Below are 25,709 nucleotides of genomic sequence, written 5' to 3' on the forward strand. Positions count from 1 at the left end.
ATGATAGATCACATTTTAACACTTTTAATTTTCTTCCCTGCATTGGCGGCAATGCTTGGATTTGTCGTCACGAAAGATAGTATGAGAGCGTACGGTATTGCCGTAGCTTTTATCGAGTTTGTCCTCTCTTTGTGGCTTTGGTATGCTTATGATCCGATGGTTTCGGGTATGCAGTTTATGGAATCAATGCCTTTAATTCCCGCATTTGGTATTAATTACCTTCTCGGCGTGGATGGTATTTCACTCTTCATTATTATCCTTTCAACGTTTTTTACGTTGATCGGAATTGCATCTTTGAGTGAAACGCGCCGTATCAAAGATTTGATTATCACGTTATTGTTCCTAGAGATGACGATGGTGGGCGTTTTCGCGGCACTTGATGCTATTGTGTTTTACGTCTTTTGGGAACTTTCACTTGTGCCGATGCTCTATATTATCGGTGCTTGGGGCGGACCATTACGTATTTATGCGTCGATTAAATTTTTCCTTTACACCTTTACCGGTTCATTGGTGATGTTGGTCGGTATGCTCTTTATGGCGTACTTTTATTACCAAGCGACAGGTCAATGGAGTTTCTCTATCCTAGAGTGGTACCGTTTGATTTTACCGGAGAATTTCCAGCTGTGGTTGTTTGCAGCCTTTTTCCTCGGGTTTGCGATCAAAGTTCCGATGTTTCCGTTTCATACATGGTTGCCATACGCTCATGGACAGGCTCCGACTATCGGTTCGGTAATTCTTGCGGCTATTTTATTGAAAATGGGAACCTACGCGTTTGTCCGTTTCTCATTGCCGTTGTTTCCGGATGCGTCGGTATTTTTTATGTTCCCGATCGCTATTATCGCTATTATCATGATTATCTATACGGCAATGGTAGCGTATGCGCAAGAGGACATTAAGCAAGTCGTCGCGTACAGTTCGGTTTCGCACATGGGGGTTATTATCCTCGGAACGTTTGCTTTGAACGTTGAGGGTGTTAGCGGTTCAGTATTTCTAATGCTGGCACACGGTGTCGTATCAGGGGCGCTGTTCTTGCTTGTCGGTGTTATTTATGATCGACGTCATACAAAATTAATGAGCGAATTCGGAGGTCTTGCAACGGTTATGCCTCGTTATGCGACCATTTTCGGGATTATGATGATGGCATCAGTGGGCTTGCCGCTTACGATCAACTTCGTAGGCGAATTTTTGTCTCTTTTGGGCTTTTATAAACAGTCCCATATGTTAACGCTTACCGCGGGAGTTGCTATTATCGTGGGTGCGATTTATATGCTCGCGGCGTATAAAAAGATGTTCTTCGGTACAGTAACCAACGAAGCGAATAAAAATCTTAAAGATTTGAATAAAACTGAATACTTAGGACTTATCCCTCTTGTGATTGTTGCGATTTGGTTAGGGATCTATCCGAAACCTGTGTTAGAGCCGATTAACAACAGTGTCGAATCGGTCATTCAACTGATGCACGATAAAGCGCAAAGTCCGGAGGCAAAAGCACGTATACCGGATTTATCGGGTAAAAACGGGATTATTTCCATGCAGGAGGCACACTAATGTTGGAGCCGATTAATGTTTCACTCGCGTCACTTAATCTAGCGACGTTAGCTCCGATGCTTATTGCAATCGTAGGAGCGCTCTCAATTTTATTGATCGACATGGTGAAGGAAGGGCTGCATAAATCGTTATACGTTATGATCAGTCTTCTTTTTTTACTGCTCGATTTGGGTGCATTGGTCGATTTCGCCGGTGTATTTCTTAAAAATGGAACCGTTTTAGGTTTCTTTGATGTAATGTTGATGGACGGAATCGCAATTTTGTCCCAAATTATCATTGTCGTCGGTTCGATGTTGTTTATCCCTTTGGCGTTGACGTCAAAGCGTTTTCATGAATATAACTATCCAGAGTATTTTGCACTCTTTTTATTTATGATTGCCGGTTTCCAGTTTATGGTGGCAACGGATAACCTTATCTTGATCTTTGTCGGTCTTGAGACGGCCTCTCTAGCACTTTATACTCTTATCGCATTGCATAACCGCTCTAAATCGTTTGAAGCGGCAGTGAAGTATTTCACAATGGGTGCTTTAGCGGCAGGGTTCTATGCTTTTGGATCGATGATCCTCTATGCGATCAGCGGTTCGGTTGAGATCAACCAAATTGCTACCGTTTTGGCAGAAGATCACTACAGCAATATCGGTTATGTACTTGTTTCCATGGCGTTTATGATCGCGGCATTCGGATTTAAACTTTCAATGGTTCCGTTTCACACATGGACACCGGACGTGTATGAGGGTTCATCGGCGGCGCTTGCGGGATATATGTCTATCGTACCAAAAATCGCAGCATTTGTTGTTGCGATGCGCTTGTTCGAATTTTTGGTTCATAGCGGTGTGGTATGGCTCCAAGTGATCCTTTATATCGGTGTAGTCGTTACGATGACGGCATCTAATATTTGGGCATTGGTACAGAGCGACGTTAAGCGTATGTTGGCGTACAGTTCGATCAGCCATGCCGGTTTTGTAATGGCTGCTATTTTGATCGGTACAACACAAGCGAATACGGGGTTATTTTTATATTGGGCACTTTTTAGTTTCACCAACCTCGGTGCCTTTACAATGCTGTGGGTAAACCGCCAAAAAAACCTTTTGCCGGGACAAAGTTCGGATCACCCGTATGAGAAATTCTCCGGTATGGTGAAAACAATGCCGATGGCTGCGGTGATGATGGCGCTCTTCATGCTTTCACTTGCAGGAATCCCACCGTTTGGTCTGTTTTGGGGAAAAATGTACATGATCGGCTCAGCCGTTAGTGCAGGCTACACTGTTTTGGCACTGATTATGGCATTAAACTCAGCCATTGCCGGGTATTATTATCTTAAACTCATTGTCTTTATGTTTATGAAAGAACCGATGGTAGGGTATGAGCAATTCTATTTTATGAATGCCTCTCTTTCACTCAAAACGATCATCGGTATAGCAGCAGTCGGAACTATTTTTGCCGTATTTGCCGTCAACCCTTTGTTGGAAGTTATTACGCTATTCGTGTATAATAGCGGCTATTAAAAGGAAAAAATAAGGGGGAAGGATTGAGATACTGGATTGCTCTATGCCTTTGTCTCCCTTTATTTGGGTTGGAGCTATCCATCCAAAGCGGTAAAGAAGAGGGCGAAAAGTTCAGTATTCTTCATCTTCGTCACACTGCTCCCTTTGCATGCCAGCCTACAAATAATGAATTCGGGGATACAAAACGTATCGATTGCCGTTTTCCGATTGCTCCAAAACAAAACTTTTCTCCTATTGATAACGGGCTATTAAGTATTACCTCTTCCAAAACATCACAAGGTTATGTCATAACCATCCTTCCAAAATCAAAAATGAAATTGATGCCGGTTGTTTTTGATCTTAAAAAAGAGTCACAGAGCTACCAAAGCAATGTGGAAAAAGCGACGCATTGGAATATCATCGGTTATCATCAAACACTCCCTTTAGTCAATTTTGCTAAGCCCTCCCCTTTGGCGGTTAATTTTCCGATAAAAGTGAATAAGAATACCCCTCCCTTTGTCGGTGGGCTCGATCTTAAAGGGAATCCGATCAAAATACGGCGGGTACAAGATGTTACCGACTATATGGAGATGAAAAAAGCGTATGCAGCCAAGGATTATAATAAAGTATTGGATCGAGCCGAGAACACGTTAAAAGAGTATCCGAATACGGTATTTAAAAATGAGCTTATGCTCTATCAAATTCGTTCTTATCATCATCTTGGGGAGTTTGAAAAACTTCTTGCGTTATCAAAACGATTTCTGCGAGAATACTCTGCCGATCCAAGTATTGCGGAAGTCTTGACCTATACGGCGAATGCTTACAGCAAGATCGGGCAAATATTGGATGCGGATTACTTTTTTGATCGACTTTTCGATGAACAAATGGATAGCCCATTTGCCGCATTAGGGATGGTCTATAAAGCCGAACAATCGGAAACATCTGGAGATTTAAAAAAAGCAATGATGTTTTATCAAAAAGCACTTGCGTCGACATCAGATATTGCTATCGCTTCAAAAGCGGCATTTAAACTGGCACAGATGGAGCTTGTCGGTGGAAACATCAAAAAAGCGGCAGAGTACATTGATAAAATAGCGGGAGTCAATCCAAGTTATTTTGCTGAAGTATACGAGGATGCAATGGCTCTTGCCGAAGCGTTTGTAGAGAAAAAAGATCCTAAAACCGCTGCTCGGATTACAGAGTCTTTATTGAATAAAATGGAGAAAAAATCGGAGAATCATCAGCTGTTGTTGAGAAATCTCGGTCTTCAGTTGGCAAAATCGGAAAAACGTACGGAAGCATTGAAACGGTTTAACGAGTACCTAGATACATATCAATTCGGAGAATACGTCGAAGAGATCCGACGGGCAAAAGACGGTCTCTTTTTTGAAGACGGGGATAAAAATACGACCAAAGAGATTAAGAAATATAATGATTTGATTGAGCGTTACGGTGAGGACAGTGTCGGACGAAAAGCGCTTTATAAAAAAGCTCAGCTTTTATTAAAAGAGAAAAAATACAAAGATATTTTAAATATTGAAAGTGAACTTTATCGACTTGACTCTACGGAATATCCGGAAACCAATTCTTTGATTGCCAAAAGTGCGATCGGACTTGAAAAAGAGCTTTTAAAAGAGGGAAAATGTACCGAAGCGCTAAGTTTGCAAAAGATGTACAAAATCAAACTTTTGAGCGAATGGGATGAAGCACTCTTTAATTGTGCATTAAAAACAACGCAGTATGCAACGGCTAAAAAAATAGCCCAAAAACATCTAAAAGCCAAATCATTATCGGAACGGCAAGTTTGGCTCTCTCGAATGGTGAAAACACAATTTGGTCTGGGAGAGTACAAGGCGGCTATAAAAGGGGGAGAAGAGCTCATTACCCTTCTTGAGGTTGAAAAAAATCCTCCGCTCAATGATATCTATCGTACCATGTTTGATGCAGCTCAGCGTATTGGTGATAGTGAAGGGATGATTCGTCAAATCAAATTGATTGAAGATGCCTATCCGAATGATTTTAAAGATATCGAACGGTATACTCAAATGGTAAGCTTAGGGCTTAAACGCAAAGATGAAGCGATGGTACAAACCTATTCGCGCAAAGTAATGGCATTGCAAGTACGGACTAAAACGTATACGCAAAGTCCGTACATTGAATTTACATTGGCGCAATCGTATCAAAATCTAGGCAAGGATACCGAAGCGCTGAAAGTTTTAAAAACCTTGAATACGCGAAAAATGACCAATGAGAAACGTGCCCGTCAGCAGTATCTTATCGGTGCAATTGAACAAAAAGCAGGGCGTAAGCGTGAAGCGCGCGATGCATTTAACGCAAGTATAAAAGCTGACAAAAACTCTGCATGGGGTAAACTGGCAAACGATGCACTAGCCCTATTTTAAAATAGATTTAGCGCTCTCATAGAGCGTATCAGCTCCACCGCTTGATACGAGGTTAAATTGATGCGCATTAAAGGTCTGTTGCCGTTTTGCAAGCTGTGCGGTATGCGTAGTGATACGTTCGATCATCTCATCTTTAGAGATCTTTGCGTCTAAGTATTCCAGAACTTCAATAATGCCGATTGCTTTCATGCTATTAGGGATTCTTCCATAGTGCTGTTCAAGCGCTGCAACTTCATCTATCAGACCATTAGAGGCCATTTTTTGTGTCCGTAGAGCAATTCGTTTTCGTAAAAGTTCACGTTCGACCTGAAGGTTTAATACGGGGCAGTCAGATAAGATAGGTACGGGAGGATGCGCACGAAACCATTCAGAGGGGGCCATTTGTGTTTCCAAATAAATTAAGAGCATTTTTTCAATTCGATAGGGGTCACTCAGGGCAATTTTTTGCATCGTGAGCGGATCGATCTCACTTAAAAGGCGATGGCATTCTGTAAGATCGTTCAACATTTGTTTTGCATTGTGAAGGGTATTTTGAGAATAATCAGGTATTTTGGATAGCCCCTCAATCATACTTTTGAGATAAAAGCTACTTCCCCCAACAATAATAATATTTTTGTTATCGTTTAATGCTTTGGTGTGAATACGAGAGTATTCATCGATAAAGGTTATGACACTGGCATTTTCATCGGGACGTAGCCGATCAATTCCAAAGTGTTCGACCGATGAGCGCTCCTCTCTAGAAGGTTTCGCCGATGCAATATCAATCTCTTTGTAGATACTGAGTGAATCAATCGACAAGATAAGGGCATTGTAGTGTTGTGCAAGAGCAAAGGCTAAATCACTTTTTCCAGACGCAGTGGAACCGATAATGGCTAATTGTTTCATAAATGCAATTATACCCCAAAGGGGTATGTGAAACTCGAATGGGGGGATGACAAAGAGAATTTACGATAAAATAAAAAGATTATGATTTAAAAGGGACGATAGTGAAGCGATTGGCGAAAAGATTACAAGACTTTAATGAGCTGGTTATGTTTCAGCACAGTGTCTTTTCACTCCCTTTTATCTTTATTGCGATGATTGTTGCCTCCAACGGATGGTTTGGATTTAAACTTCTTATTCTAGGGGTTTTAGCCGCGATCAGTGCCCGTAATGCCGCGATGGGGTTTAATCGCTATGTCGATCGTGTCTATGACAAAGAGAACCCACGCACTGCAGGGCGACCGAGTGTTGATGGACGGCTTGATGGCGGTTCTATTGCAATCTTTACCGTTGTCAATGCGTTAGTCTTTATGGCGGTTGCCTATTTTATCAACGATTTGGCGTTTTATCTGAGTCTCCCTGTCCTTATGGTATTACTCAGCTATTCGTATTTTAAGCGGTTTAGTTCGATGGCGCATATTGTTTTGGGGATATCTTTGGGTCTTGCACCGATGGCAGGTGCAATAGCGGTTTTAGGAAACGTCCCTTTATGGTCATTACTGCTCAGTATCGGTGTGGTGTTTTGGGTTGCGGGATTTGATCTTCTTTACTCGTTACAAGATATGGAGTTTGATAAAACGAACGGCTTGCACTCTATCCCCTCACGATTCGGAAGCAATATCACTCTCAAAATCTCCGCGTTGTTTCATGTTTTAACGGTAGGTTTTTGGGGAGGGTTCGTTTTTGCGGCGGAGTTAGGGCTATTTGCCATTGCTGCGGTCATTTTTGCTGCACTGATGCTCTCGTATGAGCATTATTTGGTCCGTCGTGATTTTACTCAAATTGATCGTGCATTTTTTACCGTAAACGGTTATTTGGGTTTTGTGTTTATCGGATTGATTATTTTAGATAAGGTGAGTCTATGAGTGACGTACGTTTAATTGAAGCTCCGTTGGAGATTGAGTTCGATCTTGAAAGTGTTAATTCGGTTGAATTCGGACGAGAATACATTCAACTGAGTGAAGGTGAAAATGACGCAATCGGACAATGGCTTCGCAATGCAAAAGGGGATTCGGGTGAAAGCGATGCGGTGGTTGTTCAACTTATAGTAGAGTTGTACCGAAAAATCGATCGTTTGGAACAAGCACTTTTGAATACGGCACCTAAGCGAGTACGGCTATCATGCAATGCAAAGATAGGCCGGATTGGGTATGAACATTTTGAACTTTTTGAAGCGAAACTTACTGTCGGAGAATATTATTACGGACGGCTTGAAATGCCGATTCATCCTTTGCGGGAAGTAGGATTTTATTTTGAAGCGGAAACTCCTACTGTTGCAAAAATGGTTCGAATGCATCAAAAGGACGTAAATGAATGGGGAATGTATATGATGGCGCGTGAGAGGGCAATTATCCGTCAGTTAAAGGGATATGAATGAATTATACCGTTGAGATAGCACTTGTTGCATTAGCCATAATGGTTGTGGGTCTAATCTACTATGTTATTACAAAAGAGGGGGAAGTCTCTTCCCAAATCCGTTCGATAGCTAAGGCGGTTGATGATCTTCACCGTGAACTTTTTTCAATGGATAAACGTTTAAAGCAAGAACTTGAGATTATTACATCGCTTCAAGAAAGTGTTCCTCGTGAACAAAATGCATTGCAAAACGAATTGGGACGTGAAGTTAATGAACTCTCAGTGCCGATTCTAGAATCTTTGACTCATATCGAAGAGAGTTTTAGCGGGTATAAAGAGAAAACCGAAAATCGGCTTCGTTATCTAGAGGAACGTATTCGAAATCTCTCTCTTCCTACGTCTATTAGCGGGTTGGATGATGAAAAAGTGATTAGCCGATACAATCAGGGGACTGAAATTGATGCTATCGCCAAAGAGCTTCGTTTGTCGAAAGCTGAAGTAGAATTCGTCCTTAAAATAAACCAGCTCAGATAGTTATAAGCTTTATCGGCTATAATTTCGTTCTCTTTAAAAAGATGCGTCCGTAGCTCAGCTGGATAGAGCACCGGTTTGCGGTACCGGCGGTCAGGGATTCGAATTCCTTCGGGCGCACCATCTTTCTACTTTTAGAGACTTCCTTTTAATTTCCCCCAAATAAGACCTAAATATTCATGAAACGCGACTTCAGATAATGCCAATCCCGATGATGATGGAAATTGCCATAATTCACTCTCCTGTTTTACCTGAAAATCTGTCGGAGCTTCAATAACTTTAATCCCATTTTTCCGAAAATACGAGGATGCTCGCATCATATGTGAAGCGGATGTTACTAAAATAAGCGGTTGAGAGCCTACGATATTTTTAGCGGCTATTGCTTCTTCTTGGGTATCTTTAGGTTCTTCAAGAAGAATAATATCTTGTGGATTGACGCCTAATACGATGGCTAATTGAGCATTTTTATGGGCATTACTTACCGGATCATTACCACCGTATCCGCTGAAAATCAATTTCATATTCGGAAAGCTTTTATAGATACTGATCCCCTCGGTTACCCGTACCAGTGATACAAGTCCTAACTCGGATGAGAGAGGAAGGCGGTTATTGGAAGTATGACCGCTCCCCAAAACATGGATATACTTTGGGTGTGCAGCGTTTAAGTGAAATTTTGGATAAGCACTTTCCAGAGGTTTTAGTAACAGAGCTGAAAATGGAGAATAGGATAAAAGAATGATCCACAAGAGGGAAAATCCGAAGATTTTTTTGGCTAGCCGCTGATATCCTCGATACCAGAGATAGAGGCCTATCCCTAATAAGATAAGAAAGATAGGAAAAGGCATAAGAAAAGTAGAAATGATTTTTTTAACTAAGAACATCTATTATCCTATAGAAGTGTTAGACTATTGTCCTTTATTTTTGCGTGCGGCAATTTCACCCAAAAAGCTTTCTAAATCGTATTTAACACGGTATTGCGGGGTAAGAATATGAACAAGAATATCCCCCAAATCGATGGCAACCCAATCACCGCTTTCATCGACGTATAAAAACTGCTCTTCCGGTTTAAGACCTTTTTTAAGATGGTCAAGGAGCGCAATGGTATGACGCTCTCCTAATGATGATGCGAGGATAACGTAATCGGCGAAGTAGTCTCCTCCTTGAAGGTCGAATACTTCGATGGCTTCAGCTTTGTTTTGATCGAGAATAGCACTTATTTTTTCAATTCTTGGATTCACAGATGTTCCTTATAGTATGTAATGATTTTATTTTCGATATCGGGTTCTAATCCTAAAGGGATAAAGGAAGACCGAAAGTCGGTTGAGCTGACCGAAACACGAGTTGTGAGCCGAATCATGTTGTCCGGGATCGGAGTCTTTTCACGTGTAGCGACGACCCAATGCACCATCGTATTTAGCTCGTCAAAAGCGTGCCAACTTGGCAACTTTTCGAGATTGTCTGCCCCGATAATGAGGTATAGCTTATCACTTTTCTGAGCGTAATGTTTGACCGTTTCAATCGTATATACGCTACGCCCCTGTGCAATTTCAAAATCACTGATATCGACTTTTTCATAGGGGCTGAAAATTTCTTCTAACCAGCAGTAGCGTGCAGCTGCGCTAGCAGTTATCGAAGGTTTGAACGGATTGCGCCATGCAGGGACAATGATGAGCCTGTCAATCGGTAAAACTCTCAAAGCTTCGGTAACAACAGCAACATGTCCGGCATGCGGCGGATCGAAACTTCCGCCATAGAGTGCAAGCTTCATAAACCTTAACTTCTTTTAATCGAAATTATAACCGATTTTTGGTAAAATCACCCTCTATATTGTGTTGAGGATTAGGTAATGGCATTGAAGATTGCAATTAACGGATTTGGCCGGATCGGCCGCTGCGTTACCCGTCTCATTGCTATGCGTGATGATGTAGAACTTGTCGCGATTAATGACATGGCTTCAATCGATATGCTCCTTTATCTGTTGCAAAATGATTCGGTACACGGTTCATTTGCGGTAGATGTTGCGATAGTGGATAAAGAGTATCTCCAAATAGGAACCAATAAGGTTCGAATCATGTGTGAAAAGAATCCCGAAAATCTTGATTTCGGTCTATTTGAAGCAGATGTCGTATTTGAATGCAGCGGTCTATTTTTAACCGGGGCATCAACGCGTCATCATTTGGAAAAAGGGGTGAAAAAGGTTATTCTCTCCGCTCCGACCCAAGACAGTGATATTGCGACATTCGTGTTGGGGGTAAATGAACATCTGTATCAGGGGGAGTCGATTATTTCGAATGCATCGTGTACCACAAACTGTTTAGGGCCGATTGCAAAAATCATTGACGAAGCTTTTGAGATCGAAAAAGGGCTTATGACAACGATACATGCCTATACAAACGGACAGGCGATTATTGATACGGCACATGGCAGTGACAAACGTCGTTCTCGTGCAGCTGCATTAAACATGATCCCTACGACGACCGGTGCCGCGAAAGCGATCAGTATTGTATTGCCTTCATTGGAGGGGAAATTACATGGGCAGAGTGTTCGTGTTCCTACTCCCGATGTATCTATGGTTGATTTGAATGTTGTGGTTAAGCGTCGTACCTCTAAAGAAGAGATTAGCACTCTTTTTAAAGCGTATGCCAAAAACCAGATGGTTGGAATTTTGGAAGTTGATGAGCGTTATCGTGTTTCACAAGATTTTGTCGGTTCACCTTTTAGTGCCACAGTGGCAGATGACCTCATACAGGTTATCGATGGGAATATGATAAAAATCATGGCGTGGTACGATAATGAATGGGGCTATTCCAATCGTCTTATCGAAATGGCGTTATTTATTATGTCTTGGACGCCATCGGAGCAAAGCTCCGACGTGCAACGTTAACACTGGGTTTCCTTCGGCAGGAAGCCCAAATACATATATGATTGATAATCTTACAGTAAGAGGAAAAAATGGAATTATTAAATATCAAAGAGTGTGACATCTACGGTAAAAAAGTATTTATCCGATGTGATTTTAATGTCCCAATGGATGACTATGGCAATATTACCGATGATCGACGTATCCGTTCGGCACTCTCAACGATTAATTATTGTCTTGATCAAGGGTGTGCGATTATTTTAGCATCTCATTTTGGGCGACCTAAAGGGGAGCCTGATATACAGTACACCCTTGCCCCTATTGCTCGACGATTGAACCAATTGCTTAAAATTGATGTCAAAATGGCTGAAGATGTTGTGGGAGAAAGTGCAAAGACGCTCTCCTCTAAACTTCAAGGGGGTGAAGTATTGTTATTAGAAAACCTCCGTTTTGAAAAAGGGGAGACGAAAAATGATCCGGAGCTTAGTTCCATTTTGGCTAGTATGGCAGACGTATATATTAATGATGCGTTTGGTGTAAGCCATCGTGCTCATGCTTCCGTTGAAGGGATTACACAGCATTTTGATGCGGCACACAAAGCTGCGGGTTTCTTACTTCAAAAAGAGATTCAGTTTTTTGGAACCCTTTTGGATCGTCCGGTTCGACCGTTTGCCGCGATCGTCGGAGGTTCTAAAGTTTCAGGTAAACTTGAAGCATTGATCAATTTGTTACCAAAAGTTGATAAAGTATTAATCGGCGGAGGGATGGCATTCACCTTTCTAAAAGCATTGGGGCATGATGTAGGGAACTCTTTGGTTGAAGATGATTTGTTGGATGAAGCGATGAACATCATGAATGAAGCCAAACGCCTCGGTGTAAAATTTTATCTTCCGGTTGATGTGGTTGCAGCCGAGAAATTTGCACCGGATGCGATGAGTCGTCTTTGCAGTGTCCAAGAGATTCCGACAGGATGGATGGGATTGGATATTGGACCGGCTACCGTACGATTGTACCGACAAGTATTGAACGATGTTCAAACGATTCTATGGAACGGCCCGATGGGCGTGTATGAAATGGACCGTTTTTCACGCGGATCGAATAAGATTGCCCATTTCGTAGCAGATTCCTATGCGACGACAGTCGTAGGAGGCGGTGATACCGCTGATCTGGTACAACGTATCGGTTTGGATGAAGAGATGAGTTTTATCTCTACCGGCGGTGGTGCATCATTGGAATTGCTTGAGGGCAAGGTTCTTCCGGGTGTGAAACCTCTATTGAAATAAACTGAAGGAGATAGGTCATGATTTTGTGTGCCAACTTTAAAGCGAACAAAACGCGTCAAGAGACACGCGCCTATATGGCGGTAGTCGAGTCATTTGTCAGTGCAAACGATATCACAGACACGATTATTGTTTTTCCTCCTTTTACCGCACTGGATCATGATCCTCGTAATGTCTTGATCGGTGTTCAAAACGGTTATCCTGTTCAAAACGGTGCTTTTACGGGAGAGATTGCGTTGGAGCAACTCGAAGAGTTTGGTGTTAAAACGATTTTAATCGGTCATTCTGAACGTCGTCATGTTCTTGGTGAGACACAAGAACAAATTGCGGCAAAGTTCCGTTTTTTTGCTCAACAGGGGTTTGTAATTGTCTATTGTGTGGGTGAGCCTCTTGAGATACGTAAAGAGGGGAACGAGTCGTTAATGGCTTATATTGAAAAGCAATTTGAGGGGATTGATCTCTCTTATTCGGATCTGATTCTTGCTTATGAGCCGGTATGGGCTATCGGCACGGGATTAACCCCTTCTAATGGTGATATTGAACAGTTGCATGGAGTACTTCGTACTAAAACCCATGCTCCCTTATTGTACGGGGGAAGTGTAAAGATAGAAAACGCAGGTGAAATTATGGCATTAGAGAATGTGGACGGCATTCTTGTCGGTTCAGCTTCGTTAAGTGCAAACGATTTTTGCGATATGATTGCGCAAGCAGCAGAATTAAACACAGAAAAAGGGGAATAATCGATGTTAATGCAAGGTAAAAAAGGTCTCATTGTTGGATTAGCCAACGATAAATCAATCGCATACGGAATTGCACAAGCGCTTCACGCACAAGGGGCGCAAATGGCGTTTACCTATCTAAACGAAGCATTACAAAAACGGGTAGAGCCGATAGCTGAGAGTTTTAACAACTCACCTGTATATAAGCTTGATGTTTCAGACGAAGCGGATATGGCCTCTATTGCGGCTAAAGTGGCGGCAGATTTTGGAGAGATTGACTTTTTGGTTCACTCGGTAGCCTTTGCTCCGAAAGAAGCATTAACCGAGGGATTTATGAAAACCTCTAAAAGTGCATTTCAGATCGCAATGGATGTTTCGGTCTATTCCTTTATCGATTTGACAAACCGTTTGGAGAGTGTTTTAGCTCCGGGTGCATCGATTATTACCCTTAGCTACCTCGGCGGACCGAAATATATCCCTAACTATAATGTTATGGGGGTTGCAAAAGCGGCGTTAGAGTCAAGTGTACGTTATATGGCAGTCGAACTCGGCGCACTTAAAGGTCAACGTGTTAATGCGATCAGTGCAGGGCCGATTAAAACACTTGCGGCAAGCGGGATAGGTGATTTTAAACAAATTCTTAATTGGAACGAAGCCAATGCGCCGCTTCGTAAAAATGTTACGATCGAAGAAGTTGGAAATTCTGCAATGTATCTCTTAAGCGATCTTTCAAGCGGCGTAAGCGGTGAAGTGCACTATGTGGATGCGGGCTATAATATTATGGGTATGGCTGCAGTTGATAAAAACAGTGAAGGCAAAAGTGTTTTTGTTTGGGATGAGAGAAAATAAATAGTTATTCCGCGTTTGCGGAATAACTATGTTACAAAACGTTACTTCCCTACAACCGGAAGAGTACCCATCATTTCAATATGAGAAGGCTCTTTAGGTTTCCCCTCATTCATTTTCGCTTTATTCTCATGATACACTTTCCATTTATCCGCATATTTTTGTAAGGTAAACGGCTCATTATCTTCAGGCTCAGGGACTTCTACCATAGTCGTGGTGGTAACTACTGTACCATCGGGTGCAGTTGTTTTGGTTTCGACGGGGACAGTTTTCGTCATCGGTGTCCACTCCTCTTTTAACCATGCATCAAGCGAGCGTTGCATTCCTCCACCTTCCGATACTGCCGTAGTACTCGGTGAAACGATTTGAAGCGATTTATTTTGAGAGGGAGAAACTCCTTCGCGATTAGCGCAACCGCTTATTAATAATAAGGCTGTAACTGCGGTGAAAACGTGCGAAACATTCATTGTAGAATCCTTTGATTTATTTGATAATTTGATACTAACTTATACTATACCATAAAAGAGGCTCATATTTATGATGATTATTCATTTTAAAAATCTTACAAAAATGTCGTATTCCGTAAAATAGGGGCTTTGTTTGGGTAAACAGTAAGTAAATGAAATTTAAAAATCACAGCTTTGTTTAAGAATTGCAGCGTTACAATTAACCCCGACGAAACAAAAACATAAGGTAAAGCTTAACTTAAGGAGAATCAATGAAGTTAGTTAAAATGAGTCTTGCAGCAGCAGTGTTGCTTGGAGCAAGTGCATTCGCAATCGATAATGTAAAAGTAAACGGTGATGCAAAAGTTTTTTATGACACCAATACTAAAGATTATACCGCAGGTGGTGTCACAGACAGCGGTTTATTCGATAAACCTGGTAGTAGTGCCGATACTGCACTCCGTCTTGGTGTGACGGGTGATTTACTTAAAGGTGTATCATTCGGTGTTACCGGATATGCGATCAGCACTCTCGGATTGGAAAATAACCTTGTCGGAAACGTATGGTCAGGTGCGCATGGTGGAGTTTCAGACGGTACAGTTGATGCTTCAGATTTGAAAGATACGTCATGGGTGAGTGAACTTTGGATTGCCGGTACATTCGGTAAAACAACGGCAAAAGTAGGTCGTATGGAGCTTGATACTCCGTTTGCTTTTTCTGAAAAATGGTCAGTAGCGGCAAATACTTTTGAAGGTGCCGTTCTTATCAATCAAGATATCCCGGATACTACATTGATCGCTGCATGGGTAGGGAAAACCAACGGTTATAACGTGGGTCAAAACACAACGGCTACAATCGGTATTAAAAACTCTACTGATACTGGAATTGATGGTATCATGGGCGCAGGTGCAGAATTCTATTCATTTGCTGAAGAGGGTGCTTATGCCGTTGCTGCTATTAATAACTCATTCAAACCACTTGCTGCGCAAGCGTGGTACTATAACGTCGGTGCGGTTGCAGATGCATACTGGTTGCAAGCAGATATCGATTGCCAATTGGTAAAAGGTGTAAAAATCGGTGCACAATATGCTGATATGTCTCCAAAAGGTCTTTTAAAAGCACATGGTGTAACTAAAGATTCTGAAGCGTATGCATTTAAACTTGGTTATGAAGGAATCGAAAACTTAAAAGTTTCAGCGGCATATTCAAAAGTGGATGATGAAGGGACTTTAAAAATCTCTAACGTTGGGACTAATAACCTTAGTAGTGCACAATCAAAACTTTATACTGAAGCATGGTGGAACTATGGATACGTAAGTGCTCCTGATGCACAATCTTGGAATGTAACAGCTGAGTACAATGCAGGATTTGCAAAAATCGGTGCTTATTATACAGATGTAAGTGTTAACGATACAAAAGCACAATCAGTAACTGTAGTTGATGGGACTGATATGACAGAAGTTGCATTGACAGTTTCTAAATCTTTTGGACCGTTGGATACAACATTGGCATATATCTCAACCGATGCGGATGATCAAAATAAAGAAAATGGTGCAGGTGTAGGTACAGGTAGACGTTATGAATCTGTCCAAGCATACTTGACTCTTAATTTCTAAGAGTTTTTACTTCTCGTCCCCTTTAGGGGATGAACTCCACTTTTACACTTTTCTCCTCTTTCGCTATAATCATTTATATGAAATATTTTCTCAAATCATTACTTTATACATTGTTGATGCTGTTTTTGATCTCTGTTCTCTCATTTGGAGCGATTCATATGGCGCCGAACAGTTTTATGGGGGGTGAACTCAACCCCAACATGACACCTGAAGCGATTATGCAGCTACGTGCTATATATGGACTTGATAAGCCTTTATTCTTTCAATATATTGATTGGGTAGGGAATCTTTTTACCCTTAATTTCGGTATATCATTTGTGAGTGGCATTCAAGTTTCTGAAGTAGTAGCCGATCGTTTGCCTGTGACACTGTGGATGAACATAATTGCAATGGTACTAACCTTTGTATTATCACTTTGGATGGGGATCAAAGCGGCACTTTCTCATGGAAAAAAAGTGGATACTTTTTTGAGTCAGTTTGCACTGCTAAGTTTTGCGATGCCTTCGTATTATCTTGCGCTAGTGCTGATGATGATTCTTAGCGTTACGCTAGGGTGGTTTCCGATTGCAGGGATGCATTCGCTAGAACCCCCTGAGGGATTTGGATACTATCTCGATATGGGATGGCATTTGACATTACCGATCCTGGTAATGGTATTTGTCGGCGTTGGGAGCTTGGTTCTGTATATCCGCTCACTCACCCTTGAAATTCTTAAAAGCGATTATATTTATTTTGCGCGTGCTCGCGGGATCGAGGAGAGAAAAATAATCCGCCATTACATTCTCCCTAATCTTCTCCCCCCTATCGTGACAATGCTCGGACTTTCACTTCCGGGATTAATAGGAGGTTCGGTAATTCTTGAATCTATTTTTGGGATTGAAGGGATGGGGCAGTTGTTTTATTTAAGTGCAATGAGTCGAGATTATCCTGTGATTATGGGGATTTTGATGATGTCTGCATTTTTAACGCTGATCGGCAATCAGATTGCCGATGCGGTGTTGTTGAAGCTTAACCCGTTTGTGAAAAGATAAAAGTAAGTGAGTAATATAAGCGCGGTTGACTGCGCGTGGGCTCTCTGCCGAAGAGAACTCAGCGTTAGCGTAGCCGAGGGGGCTTTGCTCCCTTGGCGTATTTAATTACCGAAAAGAGCCTCGAGTGAACTGAGCCCCTCTTTTTTCTCTTCTTGGGTTTTCTCGCCCATTTGAACACTTCCACCTACTTCGTTGAGTTCGATGGTATAGCCTGTCAACATTGAAGCAAGACGGATATTGATTCCGCTTTTACCGATTGCTTTAGATTTTTGATCACTCGGTAAGGTAACAACCGCTTTTTTCTCATCCCCCTCTTCGGAAACCACAACGGCACTAATAATTGCCGGAGACATTGCTCGAGAGATAAAAAGTTCCGGAGATGAACTGTACTCGACACAATCAATATTTTCACCGCATAACTCTTCGCTCACCGCATTGATACGGACACCCCGTACTCCGACAGTCGCACCGATCGGATCAATTTGCGGGCGGTTGGTGTAGAGGGCGATTTTCGCACGTTCACCGGGGATACGGGCACATTTCTCGATGACGACGATACCGTCTTTGATCTCAGGAACCTCTAACGCCAAAAGTTCTTCGAGAAATTTAGGAGCGGTGCGGGAGAGCTCCATTGAGATGCCATTGGCTTTATCGACATGGACGCGGCGAACAATTGCACTGACGACATCGCCGACTTTGAATTTTTCACCTTTGATACGGCTTTTCATAGGGAGAACGGCACGAATTTCATCTATCTCGATCGTGGTGTTTTGATCGTTATCAACTCGGGTAACGCGACCGGAGACGATTTGATTAATTTTACTTTTGTATTTATCGTAGAGTTCATTTTCCACAAGGCGTTGGATATGAAATTCGATTTCTCGGTGCAAGGTAGCGAATGCACTGCGACCATAACTTTCAATGTCATGTTCCATTTGGAGCTGATCGCCGATTTCTGCTTCTTCATCAATCTCTAAAGCACTTGTGATACCCATATACGCACCCGCTTCTTCACCTTCGATTTCAGGTGCATCATCGGCAACGACGGTAATGATCTGACGTAGTTTTACATTTTTGGTACGATCGTCAATATCGGCTTCAAAAGCAAATGTCGGATTGATAATTCGTTTGGCAGTTTGGATAAAAGAGGTTTTGATCGCCTCTTGGACATTTTCACGGCTAAGCCCTTTTTCATTGGCGATTGAATCAATAATGTCTAAAATATTTTCCATAGGACTATCCTCTTAATGATTGTAACTCATAAAAAATTGGTTGGTTGGGAAAGCTTTTTTTATGAAGGAATAAGTATTATACATAAATTTCTCTTAATAGGATATTTATCATATCACCGCTATAATCCCCCTAATATCAAGAACTCTACTAAAAAAGGGAAATCCAATGGAACTCAAACTCGCACGTAGCGAACACGACTCAAAACCGCGTAAAATCGATCTTAAAAAAATTACTGAAATGGTAGAGAAAAGCAATTCATCAATTCTTTATTTCGATCGTGAAAATTCACACAAAGATCTTTTAGCATTGCAAGATCATTTCGAAGGGGAAGGAAAAAGTTTTTACATGCGTGAAGTAAAGTATGGACTTTCCGCAAATGAATACATGTACGAGGTTCATATCCTCTAATGCCTAAAAAACTCTTTATCGAGACACTCGGATGCGCAATGAACGTGCGTGATTCCGAGCACATGATCGCAGAACTCAATGCGCATGAAGGGTATGAACTGACCGATGATGCGAGTTCTGCCGACCTAATCCTCATTAACACCTGCTCGGTTCGTGAAAAACCGGTGCACAAACTCTTCTCCGAACTCGGAGTTTTTAACAAACTCAAAAAAGCGGATGCCAAAATCGGTGTATGCGGATGTACGGCGTCTCATTTGGGAAAAGAGATTATCAAGCGTGCTCCGTATGTTAATTTTGTACTCGGTGCCCGTAATGTTTCTAAAATCGCGGAGGTATTGCACCGCGATCGTGCAGTTGAGATCGAGATTGACTACGATGAATCACAGTTTGCTTTCAAAGATTTCCGTAGTAGCCCTTACAAAGCCTATATCAATATTTCAATCGGGTGTGATAAGCAGTGCACCTTTTGTATTGTCCCGAAAACTCGTGGAGACGAGATCTCTATTCCGGCCGATTTGATTGTTTCCGAAGTACGTAAAGCGGTTGAAAACGGAGCAAAAGAGGTTTTTTTACTCGGTCAAAACGTCAACAATTACGGTCGCCGTTTTTCAGCTGAAAATGAAAAAATGAATTTTACGGAGCTTCTTCGCCGTGTCAGTGCTGTGGAAGGGCTAGAGCGTATCCGTTTCACCTCTCCTCATCCGTTGCATATGGATGATGAATTTATCGAAGAGTTTGCCCGTAATCCGAAAATCTGCAAATCTATGCATATGCCGCTTCAAAGCGGATCAAGTGAAATTCTTAAAGCGATGAAACGTGGATACACGAAAGAATGGTTTTTAAATCGCGCTCGTAAACTGCGCGAGATGGTCCCCGATGTCAGTATCAGTACCGACATCATCGTGGCATTTCCCGGTGAAAGTGACGAGGATTTTGAAGATACGATGGATGTGCTTAATCAGGTTCGTTTTGAGCAACTTTTTAGTTTTAAATATTCTCCGCGCCCGTTGACCGAGGCAGAAAAAATGGAAGAGGTCGATTCAGAAGTAGGTTCGGAACGACTCAACAGGCTGCAAGCGCGCCATGATGAGATACTTGACTCGATGAAGTCCGTCAATTTAGGTAAAGTCGTTGAGGTCTATTTTGAAGAACTGCGTGAGAGCGGGTATGTTGCAGGTCGAAGTGATAACAACCTTTCGATTAAAGTCAAAGGGAGCGAGGAGTGGCTGGGTAAAATTGCGAAAGTAAAAATTACAGAGGTTTCACGTAACGTTCAGTACGGAGAGATCATTGCGTAAAGAACTTCTTCGCAAGCTTGCGTTGTGGTTTATCCCCCCTATCGGAACTTTTCTGATTCGCCTTATATATTTCACAAACACGAAACGATTCCATCTTCCTCAAACTATCCCAACCGAACCGGTTATTTTTGCTTTTTGGCACGGTGATTTATTGATGCAGCCTTACTTATATTATCAGTTTCGTCAATTTCCAAAAGCCAATGTTCTGATTTCTGATCATTTTGACGGTCAAATTATTGCCCGAATTATGCGTTATTTTAGACTGGGAACCATTCACGGCTCAACGACACGCGGAGGGGCAAAAGTATTAATTCAAGGGCTTAAATCACTTTCAGAAGGGTATGATATCGGTATTACTCCCGATGGGCCTAAAGGACCCCGCCATGAGATGAGTGACGGCGTGGTAATTATGGCTCAGAAGCGCAAAACAAAAGTCATTGTCTACAGTTGTGTCCCCTCACACTATTGGCAACTTCCGAGTTGGGATCGCTTTACGGTACCCAAACCGTTCGGAACCCTTGATTTTTATACTTCGGAACCGATTGATCTTGACGGATTGGAAATGGAAGAAGCAAAAGCGCTTATTAAAGCAAAGCTCATGGAGCATGCATTTTAGGGAGTTTCTAATATGAATGAACTTTTCAGTGCAAAAGAAGCATTTTTAAAATATCTCGATGCGATTGCCGGTTATTCTCCCCTTACGATACGAAGTTATCATGATGCGATTGATGAAATGCTCCATGTGGCAGAAATTGATACTATGTCGGGTGAACTAAGTATTAATTTAATGCCGTTACGCCTTAAAATCGCCCATTTAAAAGCCAAAACGATTGCCGCTAAACTTAGCGCTATACGAAGTTTTGTCAAATATCTCCGTACGGAAGGAAAGGGTGTTGTCTTATCCGGTGATGAAAGTATTAAAATTCCGAAAACTCTACCTAAACCGATTACGAATGAGCAGATTAACCATGCCCTCCAACATGCTGAACCTCTAGCGGCATTAGCAATCATACTTCTCTATACGATGGGGCTTCGAATCTCTGAACTTTCTCATTTACGCATCAGTGATATAGATAACGGATGGTCTCGTGTTCGCGGGAAAGGTTCTAAAGAGAGAGATATACCGATGTTAGAGTCTATCAGTATGATGATACAAAATTACCTTCGTAGCAATCCCTCACGAGAATATATATTTGAGGATAAAGGTGAAAAATTAAGCGAAAATAGTCTAAGATATACCATTATTAAGGCATTCGCAAAGGTTGGACTCAAAGTGACCCCACATCAATTGCGTCATACGTATGCAACAGAATTGTTAAACAATGGGGCAAGAATTGCCGATGTTAGCGAATTATTAGGTCATGCAAGTATGGCCACGACACAGATTTATACGAAATTAGGAAATGCTCTAAAAATGGATCATTACCTTCAATCACATCCATTATGCCAAACTCATGAGGACTCTAAGTGCTAGCGCGGTTATACCGAAAAATCTTTATCGCTATTGTCCATGATGGGGAAGCGCACGATGTCCGTATTGTGGCGAAAAAACAAAAAAAAGTTCTTTATAAAGAGAGCAAACATTTTGAGGGATCTTCTTCGTATGAAGACCTCTTCTTATTTCTCCGAAAGTATTTTGAAGAGTCTCCTTTGCATTACGTGGCACTTTTGAATCCTGAACCGAAACAAGGGGCCCTTTCCGGATGTTCACACCACGGTGCTGAAATGATGGAGGATCTAAGCGGTACAAAAACGATTTGTCGTAATGACAAATGGCTTTTGTACAGTTCGATGAGAGGGATTAACAGTTTGGAAAAAGAGTATAAGAAAATTGGACTTGATTTTATTTTCTCCCCTTTTTCCATCCTAGAACATTTTTTTGCAGATAAGATTAAAGGGGGATTCGCCCTTTATGCTTTGGCACAAAAAGATTCGTTCAGTATTGCCATATTTGAGTATGGAAAGCTTGAATATGCCCATCATTACCCAATGAATGAGAAAAATACGTTATCCATTGAAGAGGACAATAATAGTGTCGGTTTTTCGATTGAGATTAAAGAAGAAGACGAAGCTGAAAAAGGTATAAGTCTTGATGATATCGAATCGCTTGATGATTTGGATATTCTTGATGAGCTGGATGATTTGAGCGATATTGAAGATTTGGATACCCTTGAAGAGATTGCGGAATTCAGTGAAGATGAGCCGACTTATGAAGAAAAGCGGGTTAGCTCTCCTCGTGGCAGTGATATAAAACATGAGATGGATCAATTTAATAACGACTATTACCGATTTGAACTAATTCAGCGTACGTTAGTACGTTTTTATGCAGGAGAGCTGTGCCAAAATCGCTTTGTTGAAACGGTTTACATTGCAGATGCTTACGGCAGCGGTGACGAGTTGAAGCGTTATCTTGAAGAGGAACTTTTTTTAAATGTTTCGATTCGGCATATTGATTTGACCGAAGAGGTTATTGCACTTGCAATGGCTGAAGAGGAGGGGATGTGAAACATAGTTTTATTACCCCTCGCCCTAAAAGATTAATCAGCGGTGAATTGCGGCTTGTCCTTTTCTTTTTTATTGTAACCATTGCGATGCTTGTGGGAACCTATACTTTTTTAGGATACAAAACATATGATTTTGCACATGAGCGTCAGAATGTAGCACAAAAAGAGAAATCGTTACAAGACTCCATTATAGAGATGGAAGAGCAAATAAAAACGATTGAAGCAGAAGCAAAAATAGCCGAACAGGTGACAACAGAGAATACGGTTATGAAAGAGAGCATCCGTAATCTTTTTGATCTTGTACCGGAAGATATTACCCTTTCTCGCGCCGAGTTGGAATCAAAATCACTCATTCTCTATGGAACAACGCCGAATAAAGATACCTATGAATATATGTTGCATGCTCCGTTACGCTCTATTTTTCATCGTACCTACACAAGCTTTTATCCGATTGAAAATGGATGGTATCAATTCGTTTCCACCAATTATTTAGACGATGAGAGCAAAGAAGAGGACCAATGAACCGTCAAACACTTTACGTCGTAATACTCTCCCTTCTCTTGCTCATCGGAGTAGTCGCATTTTCATTTTTGTTTTTAATCCCAAAAGGGAAAGAGTATCGATCGCTTCGATTGGACAGTAAAAAAGAGTTTCAGCAATTAGAACTTGCCCAAAATCGATATGACAATACCTACAATCGTCTTCAAGATCTCAAAGCGCAAAATCGTCATGTCATAGGCGCTTTTGATACGATGTTTAATCCGGATCGATTCGAGCGTCTTTATAAGAAAGAGTTTACGGATCTTTATTTGACGGAAGTGACAACGTTTGATAGTAATGGAACGTTTAAAGTGTATGAAGTTAATGCAACTTCTAAAATAACTTCACCGCAAAGTTTTTATAACTTTCTTGAAAATATTAATCAAAGTGAATGGGTGATCGGTGTCAATTTTCCGATCCATTTTGTGAGAGACGGTGATAAAATTCGCTCCAGTTTTACGATGAAAGTACATAATAAACCATCGGAAAAAGAGATGCCGAATAAAGGCAAAGAGAAAAGCGTCCCTGAGAAGAAAAGTGAAAAGGTTGTCCCCGAGGTACCAGAAGTGATCTCACCCTTTGAACCGCAAAAAGCTAAGGAAACAGAAAGCGTTCCGTTACATCAGTAGGGATTATTTCATCTCTTTAGCACGAGTGTAGGCGGCATGAATTGCTTCCATACACCCTTCGCGAACTTTCCCTTTTTCCATCGCGCCGTATCCTGCGGCAGTTGTTCCCCCCGGACTCATGACATTGTCTTTTAAAAGGGCGGGATGGGTTGTTTGAATCAGTTTTCCAAATCCTTCGAAAAGACCTCGCATTAAAACCATAGCATCATCACGTTTTAGCCCTTCACGCACCGCACCGTCACACAGTGCTTCGGCAATGAGCGCCAAATAAGCGGGTCCGCTTCCAGCAAGTGCCGTAGCGATATCGAGCTCTTTTTCACTGCCTAGCCAAAGGGTTTGACCAATAGAATCAAAAAGAGCGATTGCTTGGTTTGAAATTTCTTGATCGCCGACCAAAGAGGTCATCGAAGCACCTGCTTCTGCCGCAAGATTCGGCATAGTACGGCAATAATAACGGGCATCGATCGATTTTAAAGCCTCCAATGTCGTTCCTGCAAGGACGGAATAGAGAACCTCAGCCTTTCCTTTTAATAACGGAGCGATTTCTTTTAAGTTTGCAGGCTTGACACACAATATAATAGTTTTATCGGTGATATCCGCAGAGCTATAGAGAGCTTTTTTTACATGGGTGTTGAGCGCTTGCTCAAATTTCTCTATTGCGCTCATACTTCGACCAATCACCTCTATAGTGTGGGTTTCACACAGTCCTTTCGCAAGGGCAAGCGCCATCTTGCCGTTACCGATAAAAGTGATCGATTTAGACATCATCTGGACCCTTAAGATAATTTTTAATCGGTTCGGCTATTCCGAAATCGGCACGGTTGTCAATAATAATTTGTGCCATGGTTTGATTATCGGTGTTGAAAATAAGGGGAGCGACAAAATTAACCGTTGATTTTTCGATCGGTGTTTGCAAAATCATAATATTATAGATTAGAAGATTGCTTTGAGGGGTAATTCCCATCAAAGCTTGCAGGGAAGAGGGGATATCAAAAGAGTATTCGCGCAGTGCAAAAGGATTAATGAGGGTAAAAGACGGCCCTTCTCCGATACTTTCCAAACGTAAAAAAATTTCATCGATTTTTTGGAGCTCCATCTTCGAGACTGCATCGAAACCGAGCAGGGGAAGTTTTAAATCAAACTGCATAACTACCTTCTTGTATCATTGATGGTCTGATTTTAACACATCAAAGTAAAAAGTTTCAACCTTTTGCAGGGGTGTTTAATCTCTTTACGGTAAAATAGCTCATAATTTCAAAATAGCGTAGGGTTTATCAATGATTAGAACATGGTTCATCGCAATGACGGCACTCATTCTACTTAGCGGATGCGGTAAAGATCTCGAAGAGTATAATAAACCTGCGGAATATTGGTACGAAAAGATGGTGAGTGCGGTTTCTAACGGAAATTTGGAAAAAGCGGACAGCTATTTTAGTTCACTCCAAAGCGAACATATCAGTTCACCTTTTTTATCGGAAGCGACGATGATTATGGCGCAAGCTCATATGGCACATGAAGAGTATTTATTGGCAGAGCATTTTTTAGATGAATATATTCGCCGCTATGCTACCCCAGAGGGACGCGAATATGCAGAGTTTTTAAAAATTAAAGCGAAATTTTTAGCACTTCCTAATCCGGGACGTGACCAAGGGTTGATTGATGAAACACTAAAAGGGGTTGATACGTTTAAAGTAAATTACCCTTATTCAATCTATTTGCCGTTGGTTCATTCGATGGAAACACAATTGCAACTGGCACGCGGGGTTTTAAATGAACAAATCGCACAATTGTATGAGCGTTTAGGTAAACCAAAAGGAGCCGGTTACTATCGTGCAATGGCTCCGGTAACGTGGATTGATTCTAAAGAAGTTGTGCATGCAGATATTGCATGGTATAAAGAGATGTTTGAGGGAGACGGCAGTAGCAGCTGGTATGAGTTTCTCATTCCGCAAACCCGAAACGTTATATCGATGGACGATAACGAAAGTAAATAAAAA

The 25,709-nt window shown here is 41.6% G+C and carries 28 protein-coding genes and 1 tRNA gene; 21 read left to right on the forward strand and 8 right to left on the reverse strand.

Going from position 1 to position 25,709, the window contains the following annotated elements; translation table 11 throughout:
* The 3 genes from RMO68_RS03920 to RMO68_RS03930 are packed head-to-tail and all read left to right on the forward strand — an operon-like array spanning position 1 to position 5,434.
* On the forward strand, positions 1–1,548 hold the full coding sequence (locus RMO68_RS03920) for an NADH-quinone oxidoreductase subunit M (protein WP_310439404.1): 1,548 nt from the start codon (positions 1–3) through the stop codon (positions 1,546–1,548).
* Positions 1,548–3,053: an NADH-quinone oxidoreductase subunit NuoN gene (gene nuoN, locus RMO68_RS03925; RefSeq protein ID WP_310439405.1), complete on the forward strand. Its 1,506-nt coding sequence runs from the start codon at positions 1,548–1,550 to the stop codon at positions 3,051–3,053. Before RMO68_RS03920 ends, nuoN begins: the two co-directional genes overlap by 1 nt.
* 23 nt (positions 3,054–3,076) lie before the next feature.
* The gene (locus RMO68_RS03930) at positions 3,077–5,434 is read left to right on the forward strand and encodes a hypothetical protein (protein ID WP_310439406.1); all 2,358 of its coding nucleotides are present in this window, start codon (positions 3,077–3,079) and stop codon (positions 5,432–5,434) included.
* Here the strand turns inward: RMO68_RS03930 and miaA are convergent.
* Entirely contained in the window at positions 5,426–6,319 is an 894-nt protein-coding gene (gene miaA, locus RMO68_RS03935; protein WP_310439408.1) for a tRNA (adenosine(37)-N6)-dimethylallyltransferase MiaA, read from the reverse strand. The two genes, RMO68_RS03930 and miaA, sit on opposite strands and share 9 nt — an antisense overlap.
* A 101-nt stretch (positions 6,320–6,420) precedes the next feature.
* On the opposite strand from miaA, the gene mqnP reads away from it, so the two are divergent.
* The 4 genes from mqnP to RMO68_RS03955 all read left to right on the forward strand — a co-directional run bounded on the left by mqnP (position 6,421) and on the right by RMO68_RS03955 (position 8,425).
* Positions 6,421–7,281 (forward strand): menaquinone biosynthesis prenyltransferase MqnP, encoded by an 861-nt coding sequence (mqnP, locus tag RMO68_RS03940; RefSeq protein ID WP_310439409.1) that lies wholly within the window; start codon positions 6,421–6,423, stop codon positions 7,279–7,281.
* Complete coding sequence (locus tag RMO68_RS03945) at positions 7,278–7,793, forward strand: hypothetical protein (protein ID WP_310439410.1); 516 nt, start codon at positions 7,278–7,280, stop codon at positions 7,791–7,793. The genes mqnP and RMO68_RS03945 overlap by 4 nt, the downstream gene beginning before the upstream one ends.
* Positions 7,790–8,305 (forward strand): hypothetical protein, encoded by a 516-nt coding sequence (locus tag RMO68_RS03950; RefSeq protein WP_310439411.1) that lies wholly within the window; start codon positions 7,790–7,792, stop codon positions 8,303–8,305. The genes RMO68_RS03945 and RMO68_RS03950 overlap by 4 nt, the downstream gene beginning before the upstream one ends.
* A 43-nt stretch (positions 8,306–8,348) precedes the next feature.
* Positions 8,349–8,425 (forward strand) — tRNA-Arg (locus tag RMO68_RS03955).
* Between the two features lie 11 nt (positions 8,426–8,436).
* On the opposite strand, the gene elyC is transcribed toward RMO68_RS03955, so the two are convergent.
* From elyC to nadD, 3 genes are read right to left on the reverse strand one after another with little or no spacing between them, the layout of a single operon-like run.
* Positions 8,437–9,183, reverse strand: a complete 747-nt coding sequence (gene elyC / locus RMO68_RS03960; RefSeq protein WP_310439412.1) for an envelope biogenesis factor ElyC — start codon at positions 9,181–9,183, stop codon at positions 8,437–8,439.
* Between the two features lie 24 nt (positions 9,184–9,207).
* Entirely contained in the window at positions 9,208–9,540 is a 333-nt protein-coding gene (gene rsfS / locus RMO68_RS03965) for a ribosome silencing factor (RefSeq protein WP_310439413.1), read from the reverse strand.
* Positions 9,537–10,070 (reverse strand): nicotinate (nicotinamide) nucleotide adenylyltransferase, encoded by a 534-nt coding sequence (gene nadD, locus RMO68_RS03970; protein WP_310439414.1) that lies wholly within the window; start codon positions 10,068–10,070, stop codon positions 9,537–9,539. The genes rsfS and nadD overlap by 4 nt, the downstream gene beginning before the upstream one ends.
* A gap of 78 nt (positions 10,071–10,148) precedes the next feature.
* Here nadD and gap point away from each other — a divergent pair, with 78 nt between their 5' ends.
* The 4 genes from gap to fabI all read left to right on the forward strand — a co-directional run bounded on the left by gap (position 10,149) and on the right by fabI (position 14,010).
* A complete protein-coding gene (gene gap / locus RMO68_RS03975; RefSeq protein ID WP_310439415.1) occupies positions 10,149–11,186 on the forward strand; it encodes a type I glyceraldehyde-3-phosphate dehydrogenase in 1,038 nt (345 codons plus the stop codon).
* 68 nt (positions 11,187–11,254) lie between these two features.
* Positions 11,255–12,445, forward strand: coding sequence for a phosphoglycerate kinase (locus RMO68_RS03980; RefSeq protein WP_310439416.1), 1,191 nt, complete (start codon positions 11,255–11,257; stop codon positions 12,443–12,445).
* Positions 12,446–12,462: 17 nt separating this feature from the next.
* Positions 12,463–13,182 carry a triose-phosphate isomerase gene (locus tag RMO68_RS03985; protein WP_310439417.1) on the forward strand — a complete coding sequence of 240 codons (720 nt, stop codon included), beginning with the start codon at positions 12,463–12,465 and terminating at the stop codon, positions 13,180–13,182.
* 3 nt (positions 13,183–13,185) lie between these two features.
* Positions 13,186–14,010, forward strand: a complete 825-nt coding sequence (gene fabI / locus RMO68_RS03990) for an enoyl-ACP reductase FabI (RefSeq protein ID WP_310439418.1) — start codon at positions 13,186–13,188, stop codon at positions 14,008–14,010.
* A gap of 41 nt (positions 14,011–14,051) precedes the next feature.
* Here the strand turns inward: fabI and RMO68_RS03995 are convergent, their stop codons facing one another.
* Entirely contained in the window at positions 14,052–14,474 is a 423-nt protein-coding gene (locus RMO68_RS03995; protein ID WP_310439419.1) for a hypothetical protein, read from the reverse strand.
* 251 nt (positions 14,475–14,725) lie between these two features.
* Between RMO68_RS03995 and RMO68_RS04000 the strand changes: the two genes are divergently transcribed.
* Both RMO68_RS04000 and RMO68_RS04005 read left to right on the forward strand, forming a co-directional pair.
* Positions 14,726–16,069, forward strand: coding sequence for a porin (locus RMO68_RS04000; protein ID WP_310439420.1), 1,344 nt, complete (start codon positions 14,726–14,728; stop codon positions 16,067–16,069).
* A gap of 77 nt (positions 16,070–16,146) precedes the next feature.
* On the forward strand, positions 16,147–17,100 hold the full coding sequence (locus RMO68_RS04005; protein WP_310439421.1) for an ABC transporter permease: 954 nt from the start codon (positions 16,147–16,149) through the stop codon (positions 17,098–17,100).
* A gap of 101 nt (positions 17,101–17,201) precedes the next feature.
* On the opposite strand, the gene nusA is transcribed toward RMO68_RS04005, so the two are convergent.
* Positions 17,202–18,332, reverse strand: a complete 1,131-nt coding sequence (gene nusA / locus RMO68_RS04010; protein ID WP_310439422.1) for a transcription termination factor NusA — start codon at positions 18,330–18,332, stop codon at positions 17,202–17,204.
* A gap of 166 nt (positions 18,333–18,498) precedes the next feature.
* On the opposite strand from nusA, the gene RMO68_RS04015 reads away from it, so the two are divergent.
* Genes RMO68_RS04015 through RMO68_RS04045 form a run of 7 tightly spaced genes read left to right on the forward strand, consistent with a single transcriptional unit; the run spans position 18,499 to position 23,712 of the window.
* Positions 18,499–18,741, forward strand: a complete 243-nt coding sequence (locus RMO68_RS04015) for an HP0268 family nuclease (RefSeq protein WP_310439423.1) — start codon at positions 18,499–18,501, stop codon at positions 18,739–18,741.
* The gene (gene miaB / locus RMO68_RS04020) at positions 18,741–20,039 is read left to right on the forward strand and encodes a tRNA (N6-isopentenyl adenosine(37)-C2)-methylthiotransferase MiaB (RefSeq protein ID WP_310439424.1); all 1,299 of its coding nucleotides are present in this window, start codon (positions 18,741–18,743) and stop codon (positions 20,037–20,039) included. The genes RMO68_RS04015 and miaB overlap by 1 nt, the downstream gene beginning before the upstream one ends.
* Positions 20,032–20,655 (forward strand): lysophospholipid acyltransferase family protein, encoded by a 624-nt coding sequence (locus RMO68_RS04025; RefSeq protein WP_310439425.1) that lies wholly within the window; start codon positions 20,032–20,034, stop codon positions 20,653–20,655. Before miaB ends, RMO68_RS04025 begins: the two co-directional genes overlap by 8 nt.
* A 12-nt stretch (positions 20,656–20,667) precedes the next feature.
* Entirely contained in the window at positions 20,668–21,513 is an 846-nt protein-coding gene (locus RMO68_RS04030; RefSeq protein WP_310439426.1) for a tyrosine-type recombinase/integrase, read from the forward strand.
* Positions 21,507–22,544, forward strand: coding sequence for a hypothetical protein (locus RMO68_RS04035; RefSeq protein ID WP_310439427.1), 1,038 nt, complete (start codon positions 21,507–21,509; stop codon positions 22,542–22,544). Before RMO68_RS04030 ends, RMO68_RS04035 begins: the two co-directional genes overlap by 7 nt.
* Positions 22,541–23,065 (forward strand): hypothetical protein, encoded by a 525-nt coding sequence (locus RMO68_RS04040; protein ID WP_310439428.1) that lies wholly within the window; start codon positions 22,541–22,543, stop codon positions 23,063–23,065. The genes RMO68_RS04035 and RMO68_RS04040 overlap by 4 nt, the downstream gene beginning before the upstream one ends.
* Positions 23,062–23,712: a hypothetical protein gene (locus RMO68_RS04045; protein WP_310439429.1), complete on the forward strand. Its 651-nt coding sequence runs from the start codon at positions 23,062–23,064 to the stop codon at positions 23,710–23,712. The genes RMO68_RS04040 and RMO68_RS04045 overlap by 4 nt, the downstream gene beginning before the upstream one ends.
* 3 nt (positions 23,713–23,715) lie before the next feature.
* On the opposite strand, the gene RMO68_RS04050 is transcribed toward RMO68_RS04045, so the two are convergent.
* Together RMO68_RS04050 and fliW are read right to left on the reverse strand one after the other, a co-directional pair.
* On the reverse strand, positions 23,716–24,477 hold the full coding sequence (locus RMO68_RS04050; protein WP_310439430.1) for a pyrroline-5-carboxylate reductase: 762 nt from the start codon (positions 24,475–24,477) through the stop codon (positions 23,716–23,718).
* Complete coding sequence (gene fliW, locus RMO68_RS04055; protein WP_310439431.1) at positions 24,470–24,859, reverse strand: flagellar assembly protein FliW; 390 nt, start codon at positions 24,857–24,859, stop codon at positions 24,470–24,472. Before fliW ends, RMO68_RS04050 begins: the two co-directional genes overlap by 8 nt.
* A gap of 130 nt (positions 24,860–24,989) precedes the next feature.
* Between fliW and RMO68_RS04060 the strand changes: the two genes are divergently transcribed.
* Positions 24,990–25,706, forward strand: a complete 717-nt coding sequence (locus tag RMO68_RS04060; RefSeq protein ID WP_310439432.1) for an outer membrane protein assembly factor BamD — start codon at positions 24,990–24,992, stop codon at positions 25,704–25,706.
* The last annotated feature ends 3 nt before the right edge of the window (positions 25,707–25,709 follow it).

Origin of the sequence: Sulfuricurvum sp., assembly GCF_031427015.1 — a bacterium.
Lineage (GTDB): Bacteria > Campylobacterota > Campylobacteria > Campylobacterales > Sulfurimonadaceae > Sulfuricurvum.

Coding starts and splice junctions, on each gene's coding strand:
- fabI (WP_310439418.1), top strand. CDS start 13,186: ATGTTAATGCAAGGTAAAAAAGGTCTCATTGTTGGATTAGCCAACGAT.
- nuoN (WP_310439405.1), top strand. CDS start 1,548: ATGTTGGAGCCGATTAATGTTTCACTCGCGTCACTTAATCTAGCGACG.
- RMO68_RS04015 (WP_310439423.1), top strand. CDS start 18,499: ATGGAACTCAAACTCGCACGTAGCGAACACGACTCAAAACCGCGTAAA.
- RMO68_RS04060 (WP_310439432.1), top strand. CDS start 24,990: ATGATTAGAACATGGTTCATCGCAATGACGGCACTCATTCTACTTAGC.
- gap (WP_310439415.1), top strand. CDS start 10,149: ATGGCATTGAAGATTGCAATTAACGGATTTGGCCGGATCGGCCGCTGC.
- nadD (WP_310439414.1), bottom strand. CDS start 10,070: ATGAAGCTTGCACTCTATGGCGGAAGTTTCGATCCGCCGCATGCCGGA.
- miaA (WP_310439408.1), bottom strand. CDS start 6,319: ATGAAACAATTAGCCATTATCGGTTCCACTGCGTCTGGAAAAAGTGAT.
- RMO68_RS04030 (WP_310439426.1), top strand. CDS start 20,668: ATGAATGAACTTTTCAGTGCAAAAGAAGCATTTTTAAAATATCTCGAT.
- RMO68_RS04050 (WP_310439430.1), bottom strand. CDS start 24,477: ATGTCTAAATCGATCACTTTTATCGGTAACGGCAAGATGGCGCTTGCC.
- RMO68_RS04005 (WP_310439421.1), top strand. CDS start 16,147: ATGAAATATTTTCTCAAATCATTACTTTATACATTGTTGATGCTGTTT.
- RMO68_RS03945 (WP_310439410.1), top strand. CDS start 7,278: ATGAGTGACGTACGTTTAATTGAAGCTCCGTTGGAGATTGAGTTCGAT.
- RMO68_RS03985 (WP_310439417.1), top strand. CDS start 12,463: ATGATTTTGTGTGCCAACTTTAAAGCGAACAAAACGCGTCAAGAGACA.
- RMO68_RS04045 (WP_310439429.1), top strand. CDS start 23,062: ATGAACCGTCAAACACTTTACGTCGTAATACTCTCCCTTCTCTTGCTC.
- RMO68_RS03920 (WP_310439404.1), top strand. CDS start 1: ATGATAGATCACATTTTAACACTTTTAATTTTCTTCCCTGCATTGGCG.
- RMO68_RS03980 (WP_310439416.1), top strand. CDS start 11,255: ATGGAATTATTAAATATCAAAGAGTGTGACATCTACGGTAAAAAAGTA.
- fliW (WP_310439431.1), bottom strand. CDS start 24,859: ATGCAGTTTGATTTAAAACTTCCCCTGCTCGGTTTCGATGCAGTCTCG.
- elyC (WP_310439412.1), bottom strand. CDS start 9,183: ATGTTCTTAGTTAAAAAAATCATTTCTACTTTTCTTATGCCTTTTCCT.
- RMO68_RS03995 (WP_310439419.1), bottom strand. CDS start 14,474: ATGAATGTTTCGCACGTTTTCACCGCAGTTACAGCCTTATTATTAATA.
- nusA (WP_310439422.1), bottom strand. CDS start 18,332: ATGGAAAATATTTTAGACATTATTGATTCAATCGCCAATGAAAAAGGG.
- miaB (WP_310439424.1), top strand. CDS start 18,741: ATGCCTAAAAAACTCTTTATCGAGACACTCGGATGCGCAATGAACGTG.
- RMO68_RS03950 (WP_310439411.1), top strand. CDS start 7,790: ATGAATTATACCGTTGAGATAGCACTTGTTGCATTAGCCATAATGGTT.
- RMO68_RS04000 (WP_310439420.1), top strand. CDS start 14,726: ATGAAGTTAGTTAAAATGAGTCTTGCAGCAGCAGTGTTGCTTGGAGCA.